Here is a 23,502-nt window from a genome sequence, read left to right on the forward strand (position 1 = left end):
CATGTACACGCGAATACACAAGGAGGGGACCGTCCTCAGGCTGATTCTCGTTCTCTCCCTCTTGGGAATCGCTCTCTCGGGCTACCTCACCTACGTCCACTACAACAGATCGGAGGGCTGGTGCCCGATAGGCGGCGGATGCTACGATGTCTGGGATAGTGAGTACAGCGTGGTCTTCGGGATCCCCGTCGCCCTCATCGGACTCCTGGGCTACATCGCACTGTTCGGCATGTCCTACCTGAGGCTCTACTACCCGGAGATGGGAATCGCAGAGAACTTCCCCACGTACATGCTCATCATTGCGATCATAGGCGCCGGGTTCTCGACCTACCTGACGCTTATCGAGATATTCGTCATCCAGGCCGTATGCGACTACTGCCTCTCCGCCTTCGTGGTCATGATGGCGATCCTCGGGTTGATAGCCTACGGCATCTTGAAAGGTAAGGATGAAGCTGCCGCGGAGCCCGTGGCGGCCTAGGCCCTGACATTGCAGAGCGCGGCCATCTTCTCATCGCCCAGTTTGCTGAAAACCTCTGCCTTGAGCCCCCAGACGTCGGGGTAATCCGTATCCAATCTCGTCACCTCGTGGAGGACGGCTATGGCCTCATCATACCTCTCAAGGATCACGAGTGCCTCTCCCTTGATGTAGAGGGAGTCTATGTCTTCAGGACTGGACTCGAGCGTCTTCTCCGCCTCGTCCAGACCGGCCTGAGCGTCATCATATCTCTTCTGGACTATCCTGGTAGCAAGGTTCAAGAAGATCTCCTCGACGAACTCACCAGTCTTTGCGCTCGTCATCTGGTACGGGCAGTCGTAGGTCCCTGCCATCTCTTTCATCTCCTTCTCCTCGAATGACACGCTGCCGAGGTCGATCTTGTTCGCGATGAGGTACTGCGGGATGTCCCCGGTTATCTCGGTGACAGCCTCCACCCAATGGACCAGCTTGTCGAAGGTCTCCCTCTCGCCGGAGTCGCACACGACTATGACGCCCTTCGCTCCGAAGAAGTAAGCGTCCCTCAGAAGGTCCCGGAACTGCTTCTGCCCCATTATGTCCCAGACGATCATGTCCACGTCCAGCGTGCTGTCGTTCAGCGGATGGGTCAGCTGGAGCTTCTTCTTCCAGATGTTCGTTCCTATCGTGGAGAAGTACTTGGGGTCGAAGGTGTTGAAGACGAACCGCCTCACGAGGCTCGTCTTCCCCACGGCGGGTTCCCCGACGAGACAGATCTTCATCTTCATCGAGATTCTCTGAGCGAGAGTGGACTTGCTAGCCATTGACGTTCCCAGAATTCGCATGGCCTTCATATAGGGCTTTCCGAGAGATTATCAGGTATGATAATCTTCAGCGGTCCGACACCGCGCTGTCCCGCCCCTCCAAGAAGGACACTGAGCGGTGAGGGAAAGGGCTCGACGTGTACGATCGCCGCCAGGGATTGATCCCGCTCCGAAGGCGCAAACGAAAACATGAATACCACGCAACGAATAGGCCTTCCTGATGGCGATGGAATCCGTTGTTGAGACTCTGGACGTGAAGCGGAGGAGCGTTTCCGATCTTGTGAAGGCGATGGGGAGGACGGCCTATCAGGGCAGGACGCTGGGAAGAGCAGTGGACATAATCGAGAGCATGATACGCGATGAATCCGTGACCATCATGTTCGGATATGCAGGCTCACTCTCGACCGCGGGGCAGTGGAGGACGATCAAATGGTTCATCGAGCAGGGCTACATCGATGTGCTGGTGTCCACAGGCGCCAACATCTCGGAGGACATCGTCGAGGCGATGGGCTTCAACTACTACCATCTGGACGATCGGATCGGCTCGACGGATGCCGGGCTGTTCGAGGACGGCTACAACCGGTACTATGATGTTGCTGGAAAGGAAGGCGACTATTTCGAGATGACGAGTCTGATTAGCGATTTCATGATGGGGTTGGAGGCGGGCCACAACCACTCTTCAAGAGAAGTCCTGGAGGGCTTCGGGAATTGGCTCGCGGACAAGGGGATTGACTGCATCGTCTCGTCGGCGGCGAAGCACGCCGTCCCGGTGTTCTGTCCTGCAATCGTGGACAGCCCGTACGGGGATGCCGCACTGATCGCTCACTCCAAAGGGCACGGCGTGAGCATAGACAATGTGAAGGACTATGTGGAGTTCATGAAGCTCGCGGAGGAAGTGGAGGACACCGGGGCCATCTACATAGGGGGAGGTGTGCCGAAGGACTTCATCCAGCTGTTCGCCGCAACATCGGACCTCCTGTACGAGGACCTGAAGGTTCCCGGCAAAGCAGAGGGGCTCAAGAGGAAGGGGACGGATGAGTCGTACTACCCGCACAAGTACGCGGTCCAGATCACGATGGATTCACCGCAATGGGGAGGTCTGAGCGGAGCGACCCTCGAGGAGGCGATCTCCTGGGGAAAGGAGTCCGCTGAGACCAGAATGGGCGTTTGCTACTGTGACGCGACGATCGCGCTGCCGCTCATAGCACATTCGCTCTACGAACGTCTGGAAGGGTACGAAAGGAAACGACGCGCGCTGTACCGGTGAGAGCCTAGTAGACTGGGACTTCCCCTTCGGAGGGGGGTTCCGCCGGTGCTGGAGGCTCATCGGGTTCAACAGGCTCCTCAGGAATGATCTCCTCGAGTTCGGGGATCTCCTCCTCCATTGGCACGTCCTCCTCGAGCACTGCTGGCTCCTCGACCGGGGCGGGCGGCTTCCTCTTCATCAGGAGGAGGAGCACCACGATGACTATCAGGATGATTATGATGAGGATGAGCCACCAGGCCTGTGCTATGTCGAATTCAGCTGACGGTGCGGGTGGTCCTTCTGGCTCGACCACTGTTGTGAAGTCCACTACCTCCTGGGACAAGGAGTTCCCCGCGAGATCCTCAGCTCCTGAGCCAATGGTCAGCGTATAGTCAGTGTCGTAGATGGCATCCCGCAGCTCGATCGTGACTGCCGAGGAGTCTGCGTTCCAGTAGAAGTCGTGAATCGTTCCGGCCGAGATGTCGGTCGCGGTCTCGACGGATGCCTCATCCATGGGTTCACTGAAGACGACCACGATCGTGATCGTTCCATCGACCATTGGGATATCGTTGTCTCCGTCATCTGGATACGTCAAGATAACCTCTGGAGGCGTGGTGTCGACTGCGGGCTCTGCCTCGGTGTGGAACAGTACGAGATAGTGTTCGAATATCGTGTTCCCAGCCAGGTCCGCTGCAGTGTCGGTGATATTGACGAGGTAGGACGTGGAGTAGGCCAGAACCGGCAGGATCACCGTCACGGTCGTGTCTCCAGACCAGGAGAAGCCTGTCGGCGTTACACCGCTGATGATGATCGCCGCCTCGACGGATGCTGTGTTCATGGACTCGCTGAACACTATGACCAGATTGGCGTTCACGTTGATGTCCGTCTCTCCGTCGTCCGGGGAGGTGAACCGTATCACTGGTCGTGTGATATCTGCGCCGGGGGCGAAGGTCGTGAAGTGGAGGGTGAAGTCAGCTGACATGGGGTTCCCCTCCACGTCCTCCGCCACGGTGGTTACAGTGACCGTGTATAGTGTGCCTTCCAACAGACCCACAAACTCCACCTCCAAGACCGTGTCGTTGTAAGTCCAGTAGTAATTGGTCGCACCCACGACCGGGCTTATCGATACTGCTGCCTCAACAGAATCTGTGCTCATCGGCTCGCTGAAGACTATGTAGACGCTGGCGGTTATCGGAACGCCCAGTGCACCTTCCTCAGGATCGGTGAATATGATCTCAGGCGGTATGATATCCACGACTGGAGGATCCTCCGTCGTGAATGCGGCACTGTATGCTGCGCTGAGCGGGTTGCCCGCTGCGTCTTGGGCGGTCACGGAAACCGACAGCGTGTAGGGTGTTGAGTAGGAGAACGGAGCTGTGGTAATAATCTCAACGAGTGTGTTGTTGGAGAACCAGCTGTAGCTCTGAATTGCGGCTCCTGATATCGTTATGGCCGATTCCGTCATTATGGTGTTCATGGGCTCGCTGAAGACGACCTTCAGGATGACATCTATCGGGACGCCGGTGGCCCAGTCCTCGGGATATGAGTATATCACTTCGGGCGATATGATGTCGGGTCCTGCCGACGCTGTGGTCATGAAGTTGAAGAAGTATGCGCTGGTCATCGGAATCCCTGACGCATCGGTGGCCGTTGCGTTCACGTTGATCACGTACATCGAGCTGTACGCGAGGTTCGACAGACTCAACGTAACAATGTCGTCCTGGAGGTTCCAGTTGTAGGCCGTGATTACGGCTCCGCTGCTTATTGTGATTTCTGCCTCCACAGAGGCCGTGTCCATGGGCTCGCTGAATCCTATGACCACCGATGTGCTGAGCGGCTGGTCCGTTGCGCCATCGTAAGGTGATGTGAATATCACGGTTGGCGGTGTTGCATCCAGTACGGTCACGGTCATCGTGTCGATACCTGCCCATCCTGCACCGTCCCAGACGGTCAATGTGACTATGTAGCCTCCTGGCTCTGTGAAGACGTAGGTGGGCGATACACCGATCAAGGCGACCACGTTCGCACCTTCTATGAACGTCCACCTGTAGTCGACCACTCCCACATTGTCAGTGGAGCCTGAGCCGTTGAACGTCACCACTGTGTCCTCGTTGACGATCTGATCTGGACCTGCGTCCGCAATTGGGGGATCGGCGTCAAAGACTGTCACGACCATGTTGTCCGCGCCGCCGTTTGAGGCGTTGTCGCGAACGTTCAGGATCGCTGTGTAGTCTCCGGGTGTCACGAATGTGAATGTTGGATTCACACCGTACAGTGTGATGAGTGTGGCGTTGTACGTGAATGTCCACGTGTAGTTGACCACGCCCACGTTGTCCGTGGAACCGGAACCGTCGAACTGGACCAGTGTCCCGGAAGGAACGTTCCGATCGGGCCCGGCGTCCGCGGTTGGTGGTGTCACATCGAGCACGGTTATCTGAACTGTGTCCGTGGCTGGAGGATTCGCCCAATCATCGACTTCCAGCGTGATCGTGTAGACCCCTGGCTCGGTGAACACATACGTCGGTGTTGGACCTGGGAGACTCTGCGGAACACCTTGGTCAATGAATGTCCATGTGTAGGATTGGATTTCGACGTTGTCTGTGGAGTTGGTTCCGTCGAGCAGCACAACGGTGTCCTCGTCAACGATCTGATCGGGGCCCGCATCTGCGATGGGTCCGTCCACATCCCAGATTACCAGCTGGAGGTGCACATATGCGTAGAAGCTGTACGTCCTCAAGGCAGTCCCCACTCCGGGCGCATTGGCCGTTATGTCGTACGGATTGTAGTGTACGGCAGTCATGGCATTCCGCCACTGATCGTCCACGAAGTTCAGTCTGAGGAAGCCGTCCGCGCCTGTTGTGCCATTTATGTACGGCGTCCCGAAAGTGTCGCTCGTATCGACGAAGGCCCCTGCAAGAGGAGAAGCTCCGTTGGTCATCACCTCGATGTCTATGTACCAGCTTCTCTTGGCCCACGAAAGCGCATCGAGGAACATGCCGTTGTTGATGTTGAACGTGGTGTTTATTCCCCAGAGTGTGGAGTTCCCGTCCAGTACAAAGTCGACTTGGGATGCGCTATCAAGCGAAGAGTTGTACACCACGAAGTGAGCGCCGGATGGCAGATTGAGAGATTGGTTGTTCATGACGATCTGGCTACTCTCCACGATCGCATCCGAGCTGATTGAGTAGATGCCAGCCTGGTGTCCCTGAATCAGGGCATCCGAGATCCTGGCGTTCACCCCGAACATCACGATCCCGAACTCACCATTTCCCACGGCCGTGATGTCACGTAGTGTGACGTTTGCAGCCGGAGATGCGCTGAAATCGAGCATCGTTCCGGAGCACCATCCGCCATTCTGGCAGTTCGCGAAGAAGTCTGAACCGTCGATGTCGACATCAGACACTCCGAAGGCGCCCAGATAGAGTCCGTCCCATCCATTGAGGGCGAAGGTGTCCGATCTCCCTGTGTAATTGAGATTCCCGAAGCCGAAGGCGTTAATGCCGTATCCGGCGTTGTTGCTGAATTCGTTTGAGCTGGTGACCAGGGTCAGGTTGGACATGGCGAAGACGCCCAAGCCATAGTTCATGGTATTCACGTTGAATTCCGAAATCGAGATGTCGATTACGGCATCGTTGTTCGAGGAGACATAGAGACCCGCCTGGTTCTTACGGAATGCTGAATCGATAACGTCCAAGGTCAGCTGCCCGTTGTAGTGGAATATCATCCATCCGGTCGCGTCGTTGCCATTGATCCAACCGCGCCTGATCGTCACGTCGGCGGACCGGTTCAGCTCGAAGAGGATCTCCCGGTCGTTTCTCAGGGAATACATGTAATCCCATAACATGTCCGAGGTCCCCTCAGCATAGACTCTTGCGGAGTAGCTGCCGACGGAGTCCACGGAGAAATCGAAGTAGGAGTCGATCATCAGATGACCGTACGGGTCCGTTGCCGTCAGGTTGAAGTTGACGCGGCTCTGGATGAAGCTGTTCCATTCCGTTACTAGGTTTGCCGACGGGGCTTCCAGATGGAACCCATCGTGCGCTGCATTGCCCATGCGGTTGTTCAGCATCGTCAGATTGGCCTGACCGCCAGTGACAATGTAGACCGAACTATCGAAGTTGCTCTGCTCGAACCTGTTGTTGTCAAGAATGGCATCCAACCAGCCGCCTATGTTGACGTAGAGGGAGTTGTAGTCCCCGAACCTGACGTTGTTGAAGTGGGCGGTCAGTGTCAAATTGCCTGATGGGAACTCCAGCCAGATTCCATCCACGTAGTTGGAGAACACATTGTTGCGAAGCGTGACTGTCGCATCCCCTCCCATGCTGTCGGAGTATATTCCTCCCCAGATGTTGCCACCAGTGTTGTTGCTGCTGTCTATGTCAACGGCGCCGTCACCCGCGACGGCGTAAATCGACCAAAACCCGATGTTCAGGAAGGAATTTCCAGAGACACTGCCTCGTATCCCCGCCCATGCCGCTGAGACAATTCCGAAGTCGGGTGTTGTCTGAACCGTGTTGTTGAGTATGTCGAACTGCGCGGTTCCCGTATTGGCCAAGACGAGGATGCTGGCGGGAAAGAACATGGGCATAAGGCCGGTATCGATGAGCCTGTTATATTGGATGTCGGCGAGGACGCTACCAACGTCCGACAAAGCAAGGATGCCAACGTCATTGCAGATGTCGATCGAGTTCTCATAAGCATAGACCTCAACATCGCCTCCGAACGAGTAGAAGTACATGGCGCCGCAGGTGTTCGGACCGCAGTCGGTCGACGAGTTGGTTATGGTGTTATTGTGCGACCAAGCAATGATGTACGCATCCAGACCTGAGTACACGGCGACCCCTGGGCCGCTGACGTTCGTGATTGTGTTGTTCGCGACACGGACATCGGCGAACTGCTGTGACTCAACGTACATGCCATGGCTGCCCGAACCGTACGTGTTGTTGATGGTGTTCAGCTCCATGTTCACGGTTGCGGAGACGCTCGAGAGGATGTACACGGCGTCTCCTGAATGGTCGTCGAAATCGTTCCTGGATATGTCCATGTCGACCGTCTCACCGTCGACCACGATCCCGCTGACGCCATTCCACAGAGTGTTGCCAGCAAAGTTGCCAGTGATGTTCAGTCCGGTGACGAACGCGCCTCGATTGTAGATTGTGATGTCGTTCCGCCGGAATTCGATGTGCGAGTCTGCCGAAGCTAGAGCAGGGCTGACCCGCAGTGCGACAGAGTGATCCTCTATCCAGTTGTCAGCTGCCACCGCGATGATATCGACACCTGGGGGGGAGCCCCAGGCAAGTCCGGCCCCTCCGTTCTGGTATATCCATGAGTTCGTGACCACCATAGTGGAGTCGGAGGCGAATGCGCCGTTCCCTGCGTTCTGCATTATGGCGCAGTAATCCATGAGAAGCGTGGAGCCGCGGTAGGCGTACAAACCATCCACTCCCGGACCCCAGCCGTTTCGAGCGATGAAAGAATCGTTCAGATACATCCTCGAGCCATTGAGGAAGACGCCCTGTGAGGCCGCCCACACGATCTCGACATCCGTGAATTCGAGCAGGGCGTTCTCCGCACCTACGACACCGTATTCGCCATTGTAGATCCAAGTCCTCCTGACAATTGCCCTGCTGTGATTTGCGATAAGCCCAATGGAATTCATGTCCAGAATCGAGTCCTCGATAACCGTCAGATCGGACTCGGAGTATATGCCGAAGTCGTCACCATAAGTGGGATTGCCCACAGGGGGCAGACCACAATGAACGACCCTGCTGCGGTTCAGCAGGAAGGTCCCGCCCTGTCTTATGTAGAACCGGTATCGCTCTACGAGTCCGGGACCCTGTATCGTGCTGGCGTCGCTGTCACCCATGTCCAAGGGCGAGAGGCCGTCGCCGCCATCGTAGACCAGGAATGTCCCACCGGGTTGAACCTCGATGAAGAACTCGCCCGGAAAGGTGCTGTTGATCTGCAGGACCACGTTGAACAGCACCAGTGTGCCTTGACCTTCGATTATGAGGTTGCCGTTCACGTAGATCGTCTTGTTCCCGTGGACCACGTAGTCCCCTGCTTCGATGGTCCACGTCCCAGATGTCTCCCAATAACCGGGAGAAATCATGGTGGGTGGATTCAGCTCGGCCTTTGCCGACGGCACGAGTGCCGAGAACATCGAAGCCAGAAGCAGCACCATCACTGCCACAACCAGATACCTACCGCTCACTCCATTACTCATTCTCTCCCATATCGCCACAAGAACGCCTCCTCTGTGATGGCGGGTAATCCACATCGGCTTATAAGAATGTTGACGACGGAGCTGATGGTGGCCATTGCGGGCCTCACAGGGCCTCGGAGACTCGGTGAGGTTCATTGAGATGCGGCCCACTGAGTACGTGAAGGACTGGTGTTTGGCTCAACTCCTCCCGCCACACCCGGGTCCTCGATCCTGTATCTCCCCTGAATGACAAACGAGAGTTCATAACCATCGGCATCCCAAGTACTACACAGCGACGCCGAGGTGGGGCGTCTAACAAGTACCAATGTTTAAAGGAGGTAAATATATGAAAACAATATTCGCCACAGCTCTGACCGCGTTGGTCGCCTTCATGATGGTCTTTTCCTTTTCGGCTTCGGCCATGACCGTCGAGAAGATCCCCAAGGGATTCGAACAGGAGCCCATAATCGAGGTCGACGGTGTCGACTACTACTTGGCTGGCCCGCCGTTCCTCAACGACATACCTGGACACTACTGGAACGTCAATGGAAACCACATAACCGGTCTGCACTTCAACGAGGGTCCGATGCCGAACTTCTGGGCATCTGACATCGACGAGGGCGCCCTGCTGTTCAAGATCGATGCGATCATCGGCTACAACGATGGGAGCATGGTCCCGACGCAGCCCGGCTACGTTCACTGGCACGAATTCGCTCCAGTCGATCCGAGTATGCCGTACGATCCCGACATCGGGCTCTTCCTGAAGCATACAGCGGTCGACTACTTCTTCTTCGAAGCTGGACCTATGCCCATGAACGCACATTGGGTAGAGCCTGGTATAGACTACAACTTCATGAACAATGTGGTCTACTAGGCAGGACGACTAATACGAAGAGGACTCCTGGAGTCCTCACTCTTCCCTTTTTCTGAACTAGTGATTTCCTCACTGATTGTTGACTACTTAGGAATCCCTGCAAGTGGTTGGAGCAAGCATGTCCGAGATAGGTCTCTCATAGCTCCAATTCTCCAATCTCTGCGAGATCGTCCATTCGGTTTATCTTCACCAGGCTTTCGGAGATTGTGTAGATGAGCTCTTCGATGTACAGCGACCTGCGAACGCTGTAACGTGACCATCCCCCGTAGTCCCCTTCCAGAATGTCGTTGGCGTGTGATATCCCACCTCGTGGTTGAAACCCACCCTCAATGGTGAGGGAGAAGACGCACGCACCAGTCCACACAATATCTCCTCGAGTGTTGGGCGGAATGCCATTTGGGTACTTGTCGGGGTCAATCTTGGCTAGGGTTATCGGGATTATCAGGAGGTTGTTCGACCTGCTGAACAGGAAGGCCTTGTGGTCGTAGAGGGCCTCCGAAGTGGTTCCCCGGTCTCCAATCACATACTTGGACAACTCGACCGGATTCGTCACTTCAGTCACGTCGAACAGAGAGAGCTTGACGCCTTGATACCAGGCGAAGTTGCCTTCCTCAGCCTCGACTGTCTCCTTCCCCAGGCCAATCATATGGTTCTCGTCGTACGGGTGCAAGTAATCTGAGTATCCTGGTATCTTGAGCTTGCCGAGGACCTGGGGATTAGTGGGGTTCGATAAGTCAATGACGAAGAACGGATCGATCTTCTTGAACGTCACCAGATAGCAGCGGTCTCCCATGAACCTCGAGGAGTATATCTTCTCTCCAGGAGCTAGGTTCTCAAGTCGGCCCACAATCGCGAGGTTCTGATCAAGCACGAAGACGTGGTTCTTCGAATCGGAGGTCATTCTCCCCAGGCGGCCTTCGGTTGTGGCAATCCTGAAGTAACCCTCATGCTCGTCCATGGAGAACTGGTCGTTGATCTTTCCAGGGACTTCTCCTCTGGCGACGTACTCGATGACGTCCCCCTGAATCGATATCTTATGGACGGTTGTCGCCTCGGATCTTTCGTTGTTGGGATCGCTAAACCAGTAGCTGTAGTAGAGCGACGCAAGGTACACGTTCTCCTGAGAGACATAGACCTCCCCAGCGCTATCGGTCAGGAAGACGCCGTAGCTGACTTCTTCAGTGTTGATGTTTATGGAGACGATCGTTGTGTACACGAAACTCGGGGCAGGTTCATCGAAGAAGCAGATGTCCCAGGGCTCTACTGAATGGGTGGAGCCCCCGCTTGATATTTCTGGTAGTCTGAAGATATACTCACCCATGGCGTAGTACTTGACTCCCTGGGAGGCGATAACGTAGACGAATTCGCCAATCATGCGGGAGTCGACGAACCTCCCTGAGATGGACACGTTGGTGACGTAGGCTGGCGAGGATCTCGATGAGATATCGAATATGTGCACATTGGTTCCTCCCCGAGAGGCTCTCTCAAACAGAATGAGTCTTGAGCCGGACACAAATATCTCCGAGACGTCGTTCTCAACTGATATTCGGGAAAGAATCTGAGCGTCCTCCCCAGGATAGGCCTTGAGTACTGCCACCTCACCGTTGGAGACCACGTAAAGATGTTCCCCATCAGTCTTCACGATGTCGGGCTCATCAACACCTTCAACCTGAATGTTCGTCGTTGAGTAGTCCAGAGACCCTTCGTCCGCGAAACCGAGCAGCATTGTGCCCCCCCAGAATCCTCCGACTATCTCAGCGAAGCCCCCACCAGAGTAGTAGTCATAATACGTGGTCGTCGCGTTTTCCACGAAGAGTTCTAGCTCCTCTTGGCTTGAGAATCTATTCGGACACGTGCAGTTCGCTCCCACGTCAAAGCTCGTGCCTTCCGAAGGTGTCACTACTTCAACGTCTTCGTCGTCTTCAACTTGGACCACATCCTCGACGTCATCCCAGACAGAATCGTCAAACCAGACGACGGGAGTGATTTGAGCGGTTCCGGGAAGGTACAGCAGAATCGCTATCATTATGACTCCCGATGTTAACGCACTTCTCCTCCACATATTGCCCACCGTATCACCTCCTTATAGAATCTGTTGCCCGACTGACATAAGCTTTCTGGTACAGTTTTTGTACAGATAGGTGGACTCGTCCGGAGCGCGGCGTCTTGATCTATGGTCCAGGCAGCGGGACGGGGATTCCAGAAACAGGCCCGTTCGACTGAGGAGTGTGCGGGGAGTTGAACCCTTCAGCTATAGTAGCCGTGGTATTGCACATACCCCACATGTAGTCGTCATCCCAGACAACCAAGAGGACGCTGAAGGTTGCGGGCCACCAATATGTCCATTCAGGATTCGAACCTCCTCCGAAGTCTCCATCACCGAAGTCCCAGTAGTATGTCACATCTGTGTGGCGGATGGTCGCCCTTCCGGTGGCATTCACCTGCAGTCCATTCCAATCACCAGGGGAAGGCGTAGAGGGGTTGGATGTGTAGTCTATCGCTGAGGCGGGCGTTCCCACTGAATAGAGGACTCCCTCCAGGTAGATCGTGTAGAGGCCATTCAAAAGGACCTCGACTCCTGGTTCGACTGTCAGGTTCGCGGGACTGAGGACGACGACGTCGACCTCGACCCAGTATGGGCTTCCGTCCACGGTCCAGCTCGTGTCTGTTGAGATTGGCCCCTGGACTGGAGTCCCTGCGGTTGCTCGGTTTGGGCTGATGAGAAGGCTTGTGATGACCAAGACTCCCACGACGAGAACTGCTTGAATGCTTGACCTCGGGGTTCTCATTCGCCACAACATACTATCTCTTCCTGGCCGTACTTATCCTTTCTAGACCGGAACACTCTGAGTGTATTCAGAATTTACTCATGGACTAGCACAGGAGATTGCATATTCATTGCGATCTGGACTCTCAGGGTCCGTTAAGAGCAAGTCTCACCGGTCAGAGATCCACCGGATCAAAGACGCGTGCTCGTCGCAGAACTCCTTGTCTCCGAGCTGAGAGGCGAGCACCTCCTCCTGCCAGTGAGAGTTGTACAGCCTGCATTCCGGGTCCTCACAGAAGGGTTCGTGCGTGATCGCGTAGAAGAGCGCCTGAAGCGAGTACCCCTTCATCACGTCGGTCAGGCGGGGATCGTCGTAGTCCAGAAACCTCCCTTGGATCTGCTCTTTCAGGACCTCGGCGGGGACGTCCTCGCCCAATGCCCTGAGCTTCTCCCTCATCAAATAGTACTCCCTGGGCTTCGCGGGTGCTTCCACGATCCCGCTGGTGGAGATGATGCTCGGATATCCGCACAGGATCACCCGCGCGTGATACCTTCTGTCTGCGTCATCGAAGGTTCCGAAAAGCCTCGACGTGAACGCCGCGTGGACAGCTCTGAGACTCAACTCCTCTTCCGGTATCATCTCCCGCAGGACGAGATGAAGTCTGGCCGCATCGTACAGGACGCCGGAAATCCCACTCTCTGGCCTTTCGAGAAGCCTCTCCTCGAATCTGATCTCGCCGAGAAGGGGATCGAAGCTCTCGAAGGGGTCGCTGATGTTCCTGACCTTCGTGCGCGCGATTCTCTCAGCCAGCTCCTCGGTGCTTCCGTGGTAATGGTGAGATACGAAATCGCCTCTGACCTCCACCCTCATTCCGGGGAAGAGTCCTCGAATGTGTGAAGCGATCTCCTCGATGACGAGCGTCTTTGCGGACGGATCGTTGTAGACGAAAACATCGGTTGGGATGTTCCACTCACTTGAGTAGGTCGAGGGCAATTTCTGCACCTTTCTTTCCGGAGAGGAGCATCCCGCCGAATGTCGGACCCATCCTAGGCAGGCCGTAGGTGGCTGCCACTGCCATTCCCAGTGCCATCAGCCCCGGATGAACCTCGCCTGTGTGCTCGACGACAAGGTCCTCGGATTTCTCCACCCACATCCCTCCTTCGCCGACCTTCTTGAGGATTCCCCTCTGCTCGAGCTTTGTCACCACTTCGGCCTCGTGCCCGGTCGCGTCCATCACGAGCTTGGACTCCAATGCGATGGGGTCGACGCATGTGATCTCCCGCGGAAGCGCGCTGACGGGTGTCCAGTTCACGACGACACCGCCCACCCTGTTGTTCTCCCTGAGGACCACGTCATCGAACTTCGTCATGTTGAGTATCTTCGCCCCCGCATCGCAGGCCGCCGCGATGAGCTTGGAGCATGCATGCGGTCCCGGTGTCACGAAGAGGTTCTTCGAGAACTCCTTGTACGGGACGCCCAGTTCGTCCAGGACCAGATGAGCCGGCGCCCTGACCGTGATCGTGTTCATGAGGTAACCGCCAATCCAGAAGCCACCGCCAAGGTAGTTGTTCCTCTCGATGATCAGAACGCGAACGCCTTTCAAGGCGAGATCCCTGGCGGCCATGAGCCCGCTCGGCCCGCCACCGACTATGATGACCTCCCCCTCCGCGAACTTCTCTAGATCTGCGGCAAAACCGCTGATGATGGCCCGCGTGACTTGACTCTCAGTTACCTTCTCAAAGGTTGTCATGAGTTCACCTCGCGAGAAATAGCTGCAACCAGTATATAGGATTTGGGAATCCCGGGCCCGCTTCACACGGAGGCTTCGGAGCCGCTGTAGAGCCGCTGGGTGAGATCGGCGTAGCCCTTGTAGAACTCCCACTTCCTCTCGATGCTCTCCTGCAGCTCGGCGATCTGCTTCTCGTCCATGTGCCTGAAGCGTCCCTGCATCTTCAGGTATGTTTCGAGGTTCTTCATCTTCGGCTCGCGGTTGATCTTGAGCCGCCCGTTCTCGCACTCTAGAAGGAACCACATGCCGCATTCGACGGCAAGCTTCCCCACCTCGACCGTCTTGGACTGCTCGTACCTCCATCCTGGGACACAAGGAGCGTAGACCTGGAGGTAGCGGAAGCCCTTCGTCTCCTTGGCCTTCTTCACCTTGTTGATGAGGTCGAGCGGAAAGGACGCGCTTGCGGTAGCCACGTACGGGACGCCGTGAGCCATCATGATGAGCGGGACGTCCTTCTTGAAGTCCTGGTTTCCCTTCGTCAGCTTGCCGACGGGCGTGGTCGTCGTCGACGCCCCATGAGGCGTGGACCCGCTCCGCTGCACGCCGGTGTTCATGTACGCCTCGTTGTCGTAGCAGATGTAGATGACGTCCTCGTTCCGCTCCGCCGCTCCGGACAGTGCCTGAAGGCCTATGTCCGCCGTCCCGCCATCACCGGCGATTCCCACGACGGTCACGTCGTCGAGGCCCTTGCGCTTCATCGCCCGCGAGAGCCCCGATATCGCTGCACCGGTGTTCTCAAACACGGTGTGGTGATAGGGGACCGTCCACGCGCAGTTCGGGAACAGGCCGTTGAAGACGCTCAGACAGCTGGCGGGGACGTAGATGATGACTTCCTTTCCCAGAACCTTCGCGATGTTCCGGACCGCCATTGCCGCGCCGCAACCAGCGCAGGCGGTGTGCCCGCTCGAAAAGATGTTCTCCTCAGGGAGGTCCTTCAGCTTGAGCCTCATCCCAGGGCCACCCCCCTCGTGCTCACCCATTCAACGTTCCTCTTCGCCTTCCCGGTCTTGGCGGCCTCTAGAAGGACCTCGTATATCGACCGGACGTCGGCCTCGGTGACGTCCCTCCCGCCGAGACCACCTATGAAATCTATCACCGGAACATCGGAGTCGAAGAGAGCATTCCTCGCCTCCAGGTAATGGGGGCCTCCTACCCCGAACGAGACGGACCTGTCGTAGACCCCGACGGCCTTCACATCACCGCAGACCTCGGCGATTTTCTCTACCGGATAGGGTCTGAACGCCCGGACCTTGACCAGACCGACCTTCTTTCCCTTCTCTCTCAGCTCGCGGACAACCCCTCGTGCTGTTGACGTCACGGTTCCGAGGGTCAGGAAGGCCGCATCGGCGTCGTCCATGAATTCGGTCTCGACGAGGCCGCTGTGGTCCCGCCCGAACGCGTCGGCGAAGTCGCGGTTGACCTCCTCGATAACGTCCTTCGCCTCGAGCATCGCCCTATGTATCTGGTATGCAAACTCCTGCCGGTATTCTCTAGGTGTGACTATCCCGGAACCGATCGGGTCCTTCGGATCAAGGTAGGAGTGCCTCGCCTCGTACTTGGGAAGGAACTCATCGACCTCCTCCTGCTCAGCGAGCTCCACGGGCTCGACCGTATGGGAGAGGATGAACCCGTCGCTGCAGATCATGATCGGGAGAAGGACACGCTTGTCCTCGGCGATCTTGTAGGCCTGCAGGATCATGTCGTGGACCTCCTGGTTGGTCTCCACGTACATCTGCAACCATCCGCAGTCTCTCTGTGGCATGGAGTCGTTGTACTCCACCCATATCCCGCCGGTGCTTCCAACGCTTCTGTTGACAACGCCCATGACGATGGGGAGCCTGAGCCCCCCGGCGCTGAAGAGAAGCTCGTGCATGAGCGCGAGTCCCTGCGAAGCCGTGGATGTGAACGACCTCACGCCGGCGGCCTGGGAGGCGATGACCGCGCTTATCGAGCTGTGCTCGCCCTCCACCTTGATGTACTCGCAGTCCATGATGCCGTCGTTGATGAACTTGGCTATGTGCTCCACCATCTGCGTTTGGGGCGTTATCGGGTAGGCCGCGATGACCTCGACCCGGGCCCTCATGACGGCGTGTGCTGTGGCATAGTTCGACCCGACGACCCGCCTCATCCCTCCACCTCCCTGACCATGGTTATGGCATCCACGGGACAGACCTCAGAGCATATGCCGCAACCCTTGCAGTAGAAGTAGTCGACGCTGACCGATTCCTTGTCGGGGACTCTTCCGATGCAGCCGTCCGGACAATGGAACCAGCACAGCATGCAGTAGGTGCATTTCTCGTCGTCGACGATTGGGTGGAACGTCCGCCAGGAGCCCGTCTCGTTCTGAACGGTCGACCCGGGACCGAGCCTTCCGTATTCGGTGTCCTGCGATCTGATTGCACACCCTGGTGGGAGTTCATCGACGTCCGGCAACCATTTCTTCTGAGCGGGGAATTCTCTCCCTCCGCTGCACATTCCGACCTCGGTCCTCTCGAATCCCAGCTTTGCCGCCTTGACGTTCTTCTCGGCGATGCCTTCTCCGAGCCTCTCGCCGAAGACGTCCATTATTCCCTTCTCGATCGATCCGATGCTGACCTCTTCCGTGGTCTTCGCAAAGGCGCCGAGCATGCAACTGTTGGTCGCCGGATGCCCCAGCGTCTCCAGGGCTATCGTGGTGGCATCCACCGTTCCCACACAGACCTCAAGGCTCAGCCGCACTTCGTCGGGCGGGCGGGCGGTGTTCAGGACTGCCGCTCCCTTCTTGTTCAGGCCCTGGCAGATATCCGTCTTCACGCTTCCCATGGGGACCCCTCCTGACGTTCCCTCGTGTCCCTCCATCCCTTTCGCAACGTCCACCAGCCCGGCAAGCCAGGGGTCCAGAACGATCACGTAGTCCGGTTTGTAGATGTGCGCCTTCGTGAGTATGCGTCCCTCTGCTATCCTGGCGAATGCAGCAACGGGAGCTCCTCGTCTCTCAGCTCCGAAGTGCGGGAAGGCCATCGCGTACTTGTCCTCGAAGACGGCCGCGCTCGCGAGTGCCTGCGCCGCCAGTACGGCTCCCTGTCCGCCTCTGCCGTGGAATATTATCTCCTTCATCTAGGTTACCACCAATGTGTCAGATGAAAAGTTGGACGATTCGATTCTGATAAACAGTTGGATGATATGAATATTGGCACAGCCACGAAAAGGTGCGCAGGCAGAGCCATCGCTGAGGCACGTTCTTATCGCAAATGAGAATCAGAGCGTGGGGTTGAAAATCTAAGGGGGGAATGGAACCGTTGACGAGTTTAGTCGAGAGGAGAGCCATTTGCGGTCGAAGAAGAGAAGGAAGATACTGTTGGAGGGTGTTTCCAGCGGGAATCTCGTCGACGTCAATAAGGAAAGCAGGATAATCTTTGAGATTCTTGTGAAGGGGTCGCCCTATCGTCTGCAGACTATCTCGACCGTGCTCGAGGCGGATGGCTGGCTTCATGATGAGGATCGGATCTTCCTAACGGTCCCGAAGAATGCGTTCTCCCAGCCCGAGATGATAAGAGCGGTCCACGACGCCGTGAAGAGAGTGCAGTACCTCCTGAAGACAAGCGGGATAGAGTACGAGATGAGAATCGTGTCGGAGGACAGGCCCAGGCCGACAGGGAGCGTCCTCAAGGCCAAGATCGGCCTGGTCGGGGATCAGAAGGTCGGGAAGACCAGCCTCATCCGAAGATACGTTCTGGACCAGTTCAGTGACAAGCACATAAGGACGATAGGAGCGAAGGTCTCGAAGAAGCAGGTCTATCTCGACTTCCATGAAGGCAAGGCGGTCAGAGTGGACATGATGATCTGGGACATCATCGGGGAGAGGCACCTGGCCGAGCTGCACATGAAGGAGTACTATGTCGGTGTGCAGGGAATCCTCGTTGTCATTGACATAACTCGAAGGAAGACCCTCGCGGGCGTTGAGGACTGGCTTTCATCCGTTCTAGAGGTCACGGGGGACGTCCCCATACACCTGCTCGTCAACAAGTGCGACCTGGAGGACAGGTTCGACATGGAGGGGGGAGAGATCGCTGCTCTCTCCACGAAGATTCGTTCTCCTTTCATTTTCACAAGTGCCAGGACCGGGAAGAACGTGGAAGGCGCTTTCGCGGACCTTGCCATGAAAATCGCAGTCAAGACCGGGGAGTCTTCCAGGGAAGCCCTTAGGGCAACAGCGTGAGCACCGCCCTCAGCACGACGTATGTTTTATCGCCTGAGTTGGACAGGCCTCCACGCATGCACAGCACTCGATGCATTCATCGATGTTCGGAGCGGTCGACTTGCCGTCCACAAGCTCGTAGACCTCGGTAGGGCACACGTCGACGCACTCCCCCGCGCCTATGCACTTGTCGCGATCTATCTCTATTGTGAATCCGAGGGCATCGCTCTCATACTTCTTGACCGTCAGGTTCCCAACGTTCGAGCGAATGCGCATCCAACTATTACACGTCTTCCTCGCCTTGTGGAGCGTGTCGACAGAATGTGGGCGGGCCTTCATGCGAATGTTTATAGACGCCGAAGTTTTCCCCCTTCTGCGTAGGGGGTAGGACAATGGATTTTGACTTGAGTGATGAACAGAAAATGCTGAAGAAGACCGTCCGGGACTTCGCGGAAAAGGAGATCAAGCCGACTCGGGCGGAGTTTGATGAAAATGAAGAATACCCAATCGAGATCCTGAGAAGGCTGGGCGAGATGGGAATAATGGGCATGGCGGTCCCGCCCGAGTACGGCGGCTCGGGTGCGGACGTGATAAGCTATGCCATCGCCATCGAGGAGCTTTCCAAGATAGACCCATCCGTGGGTGTGGCGGTCTCGGTCCACAACTCGCTCGGATGTGATCCGATAGTCAAGTTCGGAACTGAAGAGCAGAAGAAGAAGTGGCTTCCAGGCCTCGCCAGCGGGAAGAAGATCGGATGCTTCTGCCTGACGGAACCAGATGCGGGCTCGGATGCGGCAGCCATAAAAGCCACAGCGAGGCTGGAGGGTGACGAATACATAGTCAACGCGAAGAAGCAATTCATCTCGAACGCGGCTGGTGCGGACCTTTCTTTGGTCTTCGTCATGACGGACAGGGAGAAGGGGTACAAGGGAATAAGCGGGTTCCTTGTTCCGACCGATGCGCCTGGGTTCTCGAGAGGAAAGAAGGAGAAGAAAATGGGAATCCACGCGTCCGTGACGATGGAGATGAACTACGAGGACTGCAGAATCCCGAAGGAGAACCTGCTCGGAGAAGAGGGTGGGGGGTTCGGGATAGCTCTGTGGGCCCTCGATGCGGGGCGAATCGGAGTCGCCGCTCAGGCGGTCGGAATAGCCCAGGGCGCTCTGAACGAGGCAATCGCCTACTCGAAGGAGAGAGTCCAGTTCGGCAAGCCCATATCTTCGTTCCAGGCTATCCAGTGGATGGTAGCGGACATGGCCACGGAAATCGATGCTGCGCGCTTCCTCGTCTACCACGCGGCGTACGTGAAAGACAAGGGAGGGAAGTTCTCCAAAGAGGCGGCAATGGCGAAGCTGAAGGCCTCGGACGTCGCCGTGAACGTCAGTCGAGATGCGGTACAGATTTTCGGCGGGTACGGATACATGCGCGAGTATCCCGTCGAGCGGTACTACAGGGACGCGAAGATCACGGAGATATACGAAGGGACAAGCGAAATCCAGAGGCTCGTGATCGCCAGGGCGCTGCTCAGGTAGGATTCTTGGCGGGACGCCTTTCCCTGATCTGGCGGATCACTTCCGGGACTATCTCGAAGAGGTCCCCCACGATGCCGAAATCGGCGATCTTGAAAATCTCCGCCTCGGGATCGTTGTTTATGGCGATTATCTTCTCGGACTCCTGCATCCCCGCGAGGTGCTGGACCGCTCCTGATATCCCGATCGCCACGTAGATGTTCGGCCTTACGGTCTTGCCCGTCTGCCCCACCTGCCTGTCCTTGGAAAGCCACCGGAGATCCACGACCTTTCTGGACCCGGCCACCGTGCCGCCGAGAACGTCTGCGAGTTCCTGCAGCGTTCCGAACGTGTCCGCCTTTCTGATACCGTGACCGCCGGCCACTACAACGTCCGCGTCGGCGAGCCTCGTCGCCTCGTCCTCCATGTGGGCGATGAACTGGACCATCTTGGCATCCACATCCTCGGGGCCGAGCTCGATGTCCTCTTTGATGATTCTGCCCTTCCTCTTCGGATCCCTCTCGGGCTCGGGGAAGACGTTCGGGCGGGCGGTCGCCATCTGGGGTCGCGTCTTCTTGCACATGATGTGAGCTAGGCTCTTCCCGCCGAACGCAGGGCGAATCATCACGAGGTTCTTCCCCTCGCTGACGCGGAACGCGGTGCAATCCGCTGCCAATCCCGTCTGGAGATGGACGTAGAATCTGCCACCGAGCTCTCTTCCGTTCTTCGTGGCGGCCAGGAGCAGGATCTCCGGCTTGTACCTCTCGACGAGCTCGACCATGACCTTCGAATAGGGGCTCGCGGCATAGCTGGCGAGAATGGGATGTTCCACGAGGTGGACCTCGTCGAGGCCGTACTGCATCGCCTCCTTGGCGTACTCCCCGACACCGTGGCCGAGAAGCGCCCCGCTAAGTTTGACGCCGAGAATGTCCGCGATCCTCCTTCCCTCGCCGATGAGCTGGATGGACCCCCGCCGGATATGGTCCCGCCTGAACTCGATGAAGACCATCACTCCCTTGGATTTCTTGGCCCCGCTCATATGATGCCCTCCGCCTCGAGGTCGTCGAGGAGCTTCCTCACGGCCTCCCTCGCTTCTCCGCTGTAAATCCTCCCGCTTCTGTCCGGGAGCTCGACCGTCTCGATCCTGTCCACGACCGTCGGTGAGCCGCTCAGGCCTATCCTTTCCTTGTCCAGGCCGACGTCGTCGGCGTTCAGGTCATCAATGACCCCTATCGTTCTCGCCTTGATCTTCCCGAGAAGGGTCGGTTCCCTGGGATGATTGCATCCGTGATTCACTGTGATGACGAGCGGAAGCGTGGTCTCCCAGACCTCGAACCCGTCCTCGACGGCCCTCTTGGCCCTGACGTGCCCGTCCCGGACCTCGACCTCGACGACATAGGTCAGCTGGGGCAGGTCCAGGTTCGCGGCCATTCCCGGCCCGACGTGCCCCGTGGAGCTGTCCGTCGTCTCCTCCCCGCAGAAGACAATATCGAAGTGCCCGAGGTGCTCGACCGCCTTCGAGAGCGCATAGGACGTGGGAAGAGTGTCGGAACCGCCCAGGGCTCTGTCCGAGAGGAGGATGCCCTTGTCGGCGCCCATGCCTATCGCGGTCTCCAGGGCCTGTATGAACCTTGGCGGGCCCATGCTCAGCGCGAGGAGGGAACCGCCGTGCTTGTCCTTCAGCTGAAGAGCCATCTCGAGCGCGTGCAGGTCCGAGGGATTGATCTCGCTCTCCACGCCCTCCCTCACAAGGGTCTTCTTGACCGGGTCTATCTTGAGCTGCTCGGCCTTGGGGACCTGCTTGATGCAGACGACCATTCTGAGTCCACTGGGTTCGGGCATGCTCACATCGACCTCGTTCCGCCGAGAAGGTCCTGCATCAGCTGCATGAGTGAGATCTTCCCCTTCATCTCCTCTTTCGCAATGTGGAACATCTTCTCCTTCTTTGTCCCATCGACCGTGTACATCCTGTTGAGGATCCCGCAGAGGAGCTGAGGATACGCCCTGTATATCCTCGGGTTCATTAGGAACGACGGCGTCCTGCCGAACTCCTCCAGCTCGCTGAGGACCCCGAAACTTCGAAGGTCGTGAAGGTATCTGGAGAGAGAGCCCGCCGAGTAGTCGTTCGCTGCGCGGGCGGCCTTCACCGTCTCCGCCGCCGCCATCCCGGAGAGGATGGCCAGGTCGACGCCTCGGTACGTGTACCCGTGGCTGAGGACGAAGCCAGCGGCATCGCCCACCGCGAGGAACCCGTTGGCGTAGGGCCTCGGGATCATGCGGGTCCCCAGCTCTGGGATCATGTGCGCCGAGTACTCGACGACTTTTCCTCCCTCGATGTACTTCTGAATGGATGGATGAAGCTTGAATCTCTCCATGAGCTCCTGGATCTCCGTTCTGTGGCTGGACAGATCTTCGGACTGTACGACGACGCCGAGGGACACGGAGTCCTCGTTCGTGTAGAGGAAGCCGCCCCCGCGGAGGAAGTTCGTCACCTGTCCCATGTAAGCATTGGCCACGCCCTCCTTCTCGCCGACGTTGAACCTGTCCTCGATCCTCTTCTTCGTGAGCTTGATCGTCTCTTTGACCCCGACGGAGATCTCCTTTGGAATCAGCTCCGGTCGTATCCCGGCCTTCTGGGCGAAGATCGATGCGACACCGTCCGCCGCGATGATTACGTTCGCCTTCACCTCGTCGCCGCCCGCCCGGACACCGAAGACCGTGCCGTTGGAGACCAGCAGATCGTCGACCCTGGTCCCACTTATGACCATGGCCCCCTCTTCTCCCGCCCTCTTTGCCATCCACTTGTCGAACTTCGACCTGATCGCCGTGAAGCTGTTCACCCGCGAGCTCCCCGTTCGCAGTGAGTCGTACTGGATCGTGACCGCTGTGTCCTTGGAGAGCATGGAGATGTTCTCCTGGACAACATAGCGCTCGATGGGCGCCTCCCGCCAGTCATCCGGAAAGAGGCGCTTGAGTGGGTAGGTGTAGATCCTCCCGCCATAAACGTTCTTGGAACCTGGGAACTTGCCCCTTTCGATGATGAGGACGCTGAATCCCTCTTTCGCTAGGGAATATGCCGCCGAGCTTCCCGCGGGACCAGCTCCTATGACTATCACATCGAACCTGTCCATGGTCATCCTTCTGTGGCTCGGTGCAAGGTAAAACTCGGGCGATTAAGAACCTTACCATCTGCTTGCTGACAGAGAGGGTGTTCGTACTGCTAGTTCTCGACTATCCATGCCTGGGGGACGTCCACCCAAATCCAGTAGCCCTCTCCTGCGGTCATGATGTCTGCGGGACTCAGGTGCCTCAGGTGATACGGAGGCGTATCGCTGTATCCATCAATCTTCGTCCAGTCTATCGCGGACAGGGCTCCAGCCACGGTGTCATCAAAGAAGCACGGATAGCCCACGAAGTTCCACTCGTGGCCGAGCCGAATCTCCGTGACCGCAGGAACGAGTCCCGCAACAACGAGATGATCGTCCTTCGTTATCTGGATCCAGAATCCCATGTTGTGGTTGATCTCGAAGAGCGTGCGATATGTCTTGAAGGTCCAATATGACTTCCAATGATCGCTCTGGTCCGAGGACCTGTAATAGCGGACGTGGTTGTAGCTGCCCGTCAGGGATTGCAGGACGGTCTCGAGCGTCTCGTCGTCCT

At 57.2% G+C, this 23,502-nt stretch carries 19 protein-coding genes; 5 read left to right on the forward strand and 14 right to left on the reverse strand.

What is annotated here, in order from left to right:
- The first annotated feature begins 1 nt into the window (after nt 1).
- Nucleotides 2-478: a vitamin K epoxide reductase family protein gene (locus tag LN415_04520; protein MCJ2556355.1), complete on the forward strand. Its 477-nt coding sequence runs from the start codon at nt 2-4 to the stop codon at nt 476-478.
- Here LN415_04520 and LN415_04525 read toward each other — a convergent pair.
- A complete protein-coding gene (locus tag LN415_04525) occupies nt 475-1,275 on the reverse strand; it encodes a GTP-binding protein (GenBank protein MCJ2556356.1) in 801 nt (266 codons plus the stop codon). The genes LN415_04520 and LN415_04525 overlap by 4 nt on opposite strands.
- A gap of 226 nt (nt 1,276-1,501) precedes the next feature.
- Between LN415_04525 and LN415_04530 the strand changes: the two genes are divergently transcribed.
- Nucleotides 1,502-2,542, forward strand: a complete 1,041-nt coding sequence (locus tag LN415_04530; protein ID MCJ2556357.1) for a deoxyhypusine synthase family protein — start codon at nt 1,502-1,504, stop codon at nt 2,540-2,542.
- Nucleotides 2,543-2,546: 4 nt separating this feature from the next.
- Here the strand turns inward: LN415_04530 and LN415_04535 are convergent, their stop codons facing one another.
- Complete coding sequence (locus tag LN415_04535) at nt 2,547-8,765, reverse strand: Ig-like domain-containing protein (GenBank protein ID MCJ2556358.1); 6,219 nt, start codon at nt 8,763-8,765, stop codon at nt 2,547-2,549.
- Between the two features lie 307 nt (nt 8,766-9,072).
- Between LN415_04535 and LN415_04540 the strand changes: the two genes are divergently transcribed.
- Nucleotides 9,073-9,600, forward strand: coding sequence for a hypothetical protein (locus LN415_04540; GenBank protein MCJ2556359.1), 528 nt, complete (start codon nt 9,073-9,075; stop codon nt 9,598-9,600).
- A 136-nt stretch (nt 9,601-9,736) separates the two neighbouring features.
- Here the strand turns inward: LN415_04540 and LN415_04545 are convergent, their stop codons facing one another.
- The 7 genes from LN415_04545 to LN415_04575 form a co-directional block, all read right to left on the reverse strand.
- Nucleotides 9,737-11,626, reverse strand: coding sequence for a beta-propeller domain-containing protein (locus LN415_04545; protein ID MCJ2556360.1), 1,890 nt, complete (start codon nt 11,624-11,626; stop codon nt 9,737-9,739).
- A gap of 145 nt (nt 11,627-11,771) precedes the next feature.
- On the reverse strand, nt 11,772-12,341 hold the full coding sequence (locus tag LN415_04550) for a hypothetical protein (GenBank protein ID MCJ2556361.1): 570 nt from the start codon (nt 12,339-12,341) through the stop codon (nt 11,772-11,774).
- Nucleotides 12,342-12,536: 195 nt separating this feature from the next.
- Nucleotides 12,537-13,361 carry a hypothetical protein gene (locus tag LN415_04555; GenBank protein ID MCJ2556362.1) on the reverse strand — a complete coding sequence of 275 codons (825 nt, stop codon included), beginning with the start codon at nt 13,359-13,361 and terminating at the stop codon, nt 12,537-12,539.
- Nucleotides 13,339-14,118, reverse strand: coding sequence for a sulfide-dependent adenosine diphosphate thiazole synthase (locus tag LN415_04560; protein ID MCJ2556363.1), 780 nt, complete (start codon nt 14,116-14,118; stop codon nt 13,339-13,341). The genes LN415_04555 and LN415_04560 overlap by 23 nt, the downstream gene beginning before the upstream one ends.
- Before the next feature lie 62 nt (nt 14,119-14,180).
- Nucleotides 14,181-15,107, reverse strand: coding sequence for a pyruvate synthase subunit beta (locus LN415_04565; GenBank protein ID MCJ2556364.1), 927 nt, complete (start codon nt 15,105-15,107; stop codon nt 14,181-14,183).
- Entirely contained in the window at nt 15,104-16,285 is a 1,182-nt protein-coding gene (porA, locus tag LN415_04570) for a pyruvate ferredoxin oxidoreductase (protein ID MCJ2556365.1), read from the reverse strand. The genes LN415_04565 and porA overlap by 4 nt, the downstream gene beginning before the upstream one ends.
- Nucleotides 16,282-17,253: a 2-oxoacid:acceptor oxidoreductase family protein gene (locus tag LN415_04575; GenBank protein MCJ2556366.1), complete on the reverse strand. Its 972-nt coding sequence runs from the start codon at nt 17,251-17,253 to the stop codon at nt 16,282-16,284. Before LN415_04575 ends, porA begins: the two co-directional genes overlap by 4 nt.
- 211 nt (nt 17,254-17,464) lie before the next feature.
- On the opposite strand from LN415_04575, the gene LN415_04580 reads away from it, so the two are divergent.
- The gene (locus LN415_04580; GenBank protein MCJ2556367.1) at nt 17,465-18,355 is read left to right on the forward strand and encodes a GTP-binding protein; all 891 of its coding nucleotides are present in this window, start codon (nt 17,465-17,467) and stop codon (nt 18,353-18,355) included.
- Between the two features lie 9 nt (nt 18,356-18,364).
- Here the strand turns inward: LN415_04580 and LN415_04585 are convergent, their stop codons facing one another.
- Nucleotides 18,365-18,583 carry a 4Fe-4S binding protein gene (locus LN415_04585; protein MCJ2556368.1) on the reverse strand — a complete coding sequence of 73 codons (219 nt, stop codon included), beginning with the start codon at nt 18,581-18,583 and terminating at the stop codon, nt 18,365-18,367.
- A 143-nt stretch (nt 18,584-18,726) separates the two neighbouring features.
- On the opposite strand from LN415_04585, the gene LN415_04590 reads away from it, so the two are divergent.
- The gene (locus tag LN415_04590; protein ID MCJ2556369.1) at nt 18,727-19,866 is read left to right on the forward strand and encodes an acyl-CoA dehydrogenase; all 1,140 of its coding nucleotides are present in this window, start codon (nt 18,727-18,729) and stop codon (nt 19,864-19,866) included.
- Here the strand turns inward: LN415_04590 and LN415_04595 are convergent.
- The 4 genes from LN415_04595 to LN415_04610 form a co-directional block, all read right to left on the reverse strand.
- Entirely contained in the window at nt 19,859-20,881 is a 1,023-nt protein-coding gene (locus tag LN415_04595) for an electron transfer flavoprotein subunit alpha/FixB family protein (protein MCJ2556370.1), read from the reverse strand. The two genes, LN415_04590 and LN415_04595, sit on opposite strands and share 8 nt — an antisense overlap.
- A complete protein-coding gene (locus tag LN415_04600; GenBank protein ID MCJ2556371.1) occupies nt 20,878-21,684 on the reverse strand; it encodes an electron transfer flavoprotein subunit beta/FixA family protein in 807 nt (268 codons plus the stop codon). Before LN415_04600 ends, LN415_04595 begins: the two co-directional genes overlap by 4 nt.
- Before the next feature lie 2 nt (nt 21,685-21,686).
- Nucleotides 21,687-22,973 carry an FAD-dependent oxidoreductase gene (locus LN415_04605; GenBank protein ID MCJ2556372.1) on the reverse strand — a complete coding sequence of 429 codons (1,287 nt, stop codon included), beginning with the start codon at nt 22,971-22,973 and terminating at the stop codon, nt 21,687-21,689.
- 89 nt (nt 22,974-23,062) lie between these two features.
- A partial coding sequence (locus LN415_04610) for a hypothetical protein (GenBank protein MCJ2556373.1) occupies nt 23,063-23,502 on the reverse strand: 440 nt, incomplete at its 5' end.

The sequence above is a fragment of the Candidatus Thermoplasmatota archaeon genome, from assembly GCA_022848865.1.
Taxonomy (GTDB): Archaea; Thermoplasmatota; Thermoplasmata; order RBG-16-68-12; family JAGMCJ01; genus JAGMCJ01.